Annotated in this window: 3 protein-coding genes; all 3 read right to left on the minus strand. The window is 59.8% G+C overall.

Annotated features, from left to right (window positions below):
- Positions 1 to 85: 85 nt before the first annotated feature.
- The 3 genes from G6N73_RS34930 to G6N73_RS34940 are packed head-to-tail and all read right to left on the minus strand — an operon-like array spanning position 86 to position 3,680.
- Positions 86 to 1,087, minus strand: coding sequence for a site-specific integrase (locus tag G6N73_RS34930; RefSeq protein ID WP_165034428.1), 1,002 nt, complete (start codon positions 1,085 to 1,087; stop codon positions 86 to 88).
- The gene (locus tag G6N73_RS34935; protein WP_165034429.1) at positions 1,084 to 2,451 is read right to left on the minus strand and encodes a tyrosine-type recombinase/integrase; all 1,368 of its coding nucleotides are present in this window, start codon (positions 2,449 to 2,451) and stop codon (positions 1,084 to 1,086) included. The genes G6N73_RS34930 and G6N73_RS34935 overlap by 4 nt, the downstream gene beginning before the upstream one ends.
- The gene (locus tag G6N73_RS34940) at positions 2,448 to 3,680 is read right to left on the minus strand and encodes a site-specific integrase (RefSeq protein WP_165034430.1); all 1,233 of its coding nucleotides are present in this window, start codon (positions 3,678 to 3,680) and stop codon (positions 2,448 to 2,450) included. Before G6N73_RS34940 ends, G6N73_RS34935 begins: the two co-directional genes overlap by 4 nt.
- Between the last annotated feature and the right edge of the window lie 172 nt (positions 3,681 to 3,852).

Below are 3,852 nucleotides of genomic sequence, written 5' to 3' on the forward strand. Positions count from 1 at the left end.
TAATCATCAGGTTCTCAAAATGCGAAGGAACGGGCGCAGATCGGCTGATTGTCAGTGTTCCTGCCCAAGATTCCTTTGCATTATTTCAGAGCGTATCGAGCCAGGCGAGCAGGCTCGTATCGCGTTTCCAGGATGATGAGCGCCCCGTCGCCACCGGCACGACCTGTTCCAGCGCCTTTCGCTTCGTCTCCAGATTGGCCTTCGCGTAGTGATTAGTCGTGTTGAGGCTCACATGCCCAAGCCAACTGCGGATGACCGTGATGTCTACGCCCGCCGATACGAGGTGGACGGCGGTGGCGTGGCGGAAGCTGTGCGGCGTTACGTGCTTCGTTTGCAGCGACGGCATGGTTTCAGCCGCCGCCTTCACATAGGCGGCAAGCTTGAACCGGACGCCCGAGGCGCTGAGCGGCTCTCCGTAGCGGTTGACGAACAGCCGCTGGTCTGGTGCCCGCGGCTGCCGCTCAAGCAGCTTTTTCAACAACATCACGGTTTCCGGCCAAAGCGGGCAGATACGCTCTTTTCGGCCCTTACCCGTAAGTCGGACGCAGTTCGGGCTATCGAACCGGATCGCCGCAGGGCACATATCGAGTGCTTCTTGTATTCGCGCGCCGCTGTTGTAGAGGAACGAGAGCAGCGCATGATCGCGCATGCCTTCGAGGGTCGATTGATCTGGCTGGGCAAGGATCGCTGCCACTTCCGGTGGATCCAGATAGCAAGGTTCCGATACCGGCGCCCGCTTGATCGGGGTGTTGAGGATTTCAACGCATTGCGCGATCGAGGCAGGATCCCTGGTCGCCACGAAGTTGAAGAAGCTGCGGATTGCGGCAAGCCGGCAGTTGCGGGTGCCGATCGTGCCGCCGCGTTCGTGCTCGGCGTGCCTCAGGAACGCAGCGACCTGCGCCGCAGTCAGATCGGTCAGCGAGATCACCGCAACTTTCATTTTCGTGCGGTCAGCAACGAACCGGAGGAACAGTCGCCAGGTGTCGCGGTAGGAACGGACCGTGTTGACGGACGCATTGCGCTGCTCGAGGAGCCATTCGTAGAAGAACGCGCGCATCAGTTCCGGGAACGGATTGGCCTTGCTCATGACCGCACCTCCCGCTCGAGATTGAGACATGGCGCGCCCAGGGCCCTGAACCGTTCGTTCGCGAGATGCAGCAGATCCTGCGTGACGGTGATGTAGACCAGGGTGGAGTTGATATCCCGATGGCCGAGGTAGGTGGCGAGGAACGGCAGGCGATCCTGCGGATTGATGCCCAGACGGTACCATTCAAGGATACGGTTCACGACCATCGAGTGCCGAAGATCATGAACGCGAGGCCCGAGTTGCCCTTGCAACGGCTTCAACCCGGCGCGACGTATAACGCCTGTAAGCACCCAGGTGACCATTTCGGGCGTGTAGTGGGATCTGCCGTGGACGTGCCAGAACAGGGCGGAGTGTGAATCCTGCGATGCGCCAGCCCGACGCCGTGCAGCGATGTAGGTCCGGAGTTCGGTCATCACACTGTCGGGGAGTGGCAGGATTCGGGTCTTGAAGAACTTAGTCTGTCGAACCGTGATGGTGCCGTCACCGGGATTAACGTCACCAAGATCCAGCCTGGCCAACTCTCCACGCCGCAGACCCGCACAGTAGGCCAACAACAGCATGGTGTAGATGCTCAACGGACGAAGTGTTGCCCGCGGCGAGGGATACGAACGGGCAATGTCGAGCATTCGCCGTACGTCGGCAGGAGAGTAGATATGGGGCTTTCGCCACTGCCGGGCCACCTCCTTTCGGGGTCTCGGATCCGGTCGACGCCGAGGAGCTGACGGGTCGTGGCGGCGCAGGATTTTTGCGAAGATGCGCTCGAGGTTTTCGCGTTCATATGCATGGTTGCGCGTGCCCTTCGTGGCCGCCCATTGATCGATCATTACGCTCAGCGGCTGGGTTTCCAGTTGCGGGTTCAACTGCAGGAACCGGTCGAACTGCAAGAACCGCTCGGGTTGCGACGTATATTTGTATCCCCTGCGCCGCATCATCGCGACATGTTCAGCCATGACCTCGCCCAGCACGCTGCCGAACGGTTTGGGTTGGCGCAGTTTGGCAAGAGCCTGTTCTGGACTACGCGATATCAACGCGCGCCAGATCGGCATGCACTGCTTTATATGGCATGCCTCACGTAGAGCTTCGACAGGGTTGTGATCGATCGCACCGGTTACCAGGAGGTAATCGAGGAACCGGTCGATGATGCGGGTGCGATGCAGGAGCGTGGATGTCGCCCAGCGAGTGGCTAATTCTCGTAACCAGGCCTGCAGCGCTTGTTGATCGAGCACCTCATGCCGTTCGACAATATCCTGGAAGCTATGCAGGACCTGTCGATAGCAGGTGCGGCTTTTGAGATTGCGCAGATCAAGGCTCGCGACATAGCTGCCAATGCGCGCGCGATCGGGATCGGGCCAACGGGAGGTCATGCCAGCACCTCCGTTCCCGGCACATCAAGAGCGATGGCCCTCAGATCCTCGGTGGCGAGTTTGAGGTAGGGCGCTGTCGCCGCGGTTGAGCGATGTCCTAACAGGTCGCCGATTACCTTCTTCGGCACTGCGGCGCGCAACAACTCGGTCGCACGAGCGTGACGGAAGATGTGAGGCCCGCATTTACCTGAGGGTTTGACGCCGGCATCCCGGAGCCGCCGCCGAACCAAGCTGTATATCTTGTCGAGCTTGCGATAGGGCGCGCGCGTGCGGATGAAGAATTCCCTGGCATCAGTGGTGGGCCGACCAGACCGCAGATAAGCAAGGATCGCTTCGCCAACCGGCTCCATCAACGGAAGGAACGTGTAGGCCTGCGTTTTGCTATGGCGGACACGAACGACCTCGGTCCGCCAGTCTATATCTTCTATCCGCATGTTGCGGACTTCGCCTGAGCGCAGTCCATAGGTAGCGAGGACCTGTAAGATCGCATGGTCACGCAAACCGGCAGCCGTCTTGTCCTTGCTCGCGCTTGCCAGAACCGCGGCGATCTGGTCGCGCTCCAAAATCGACGGCACCCCTTCATAGGCGTAGAGCCGCGGCGCGATAATATGCGGCGACAGGTCTGCCGCAACGCGGGCAGTCCTGTGGAGGTAGCGCAGCAACGAGCGAAGCCGCTCCGCTGTGGATTTCAGCGAACTGCGCGTCAGCTTCGAGCCACGCAGGTCCATATAGCTGTCGATGTCGCCGACGGTCACTCCCTCGAGGCCCTCGACCCCGCTCCGGTCGAGTTGCCAGGCAAGGAAGTAGCGCGCTTCCCACAAGAACGCGTCGATGCTGGCTTGGGCAAGGCCACGGTCCTCGCGAAGCCAGGTTTCGTATTCGTTGCAGATCGTAAGCCGCAGTGCATCGGTGGCGCATGTTGCTTTTGCAGCAGGTGGCCACTGACCCTGCCCAAGCCGTAGCAGCGCGTGGATCCCCGACTGTGGAACTTCATGCCAGCGCTTGCTGGGCCGTCGACCGCGACGCTTCCGGAATAGCGCGGTCGCATGGTGCAGATATCGCTCTATCAGGTCCTCGGTCACATCTGCGACCGGAATTCCTTGATGCAGGAGATAGTCGAGGAACTCGTGTGCATAGGCGCAGTAATTTCTGATCACCACCGGGCTGTATTGGCGGTTGGTCAGCGCAGCTTTGAGCTCAGTGATCAGCTCATATTCGGATTTCGACATCAATAATTCCTCTGCTGGTCAAACGACCACAGAGGTTCGTCGCAAAATAATGCGGAGCAAAGCCGCCAACCCACGCCAGGAACACGCGGATTTCCTGCCTCGATCCCGCGTTCCTTCGCATTTTGAGAACCTGATGATTAGTCAAGTAATGCTCACCTATCCATTATTTCAC

The organism is Allomesorhizobium camelthorni (genome assembly GCF_011045125.1).
In the GTDB taxonomy this organism is placed as follows: Bacteria; Pseudomonadota; Alphaproteobacteria; order Rhizobiales; family Rhizobiaceae; genus Allomesorhizobium; species Allomesorhizobium camelthorni.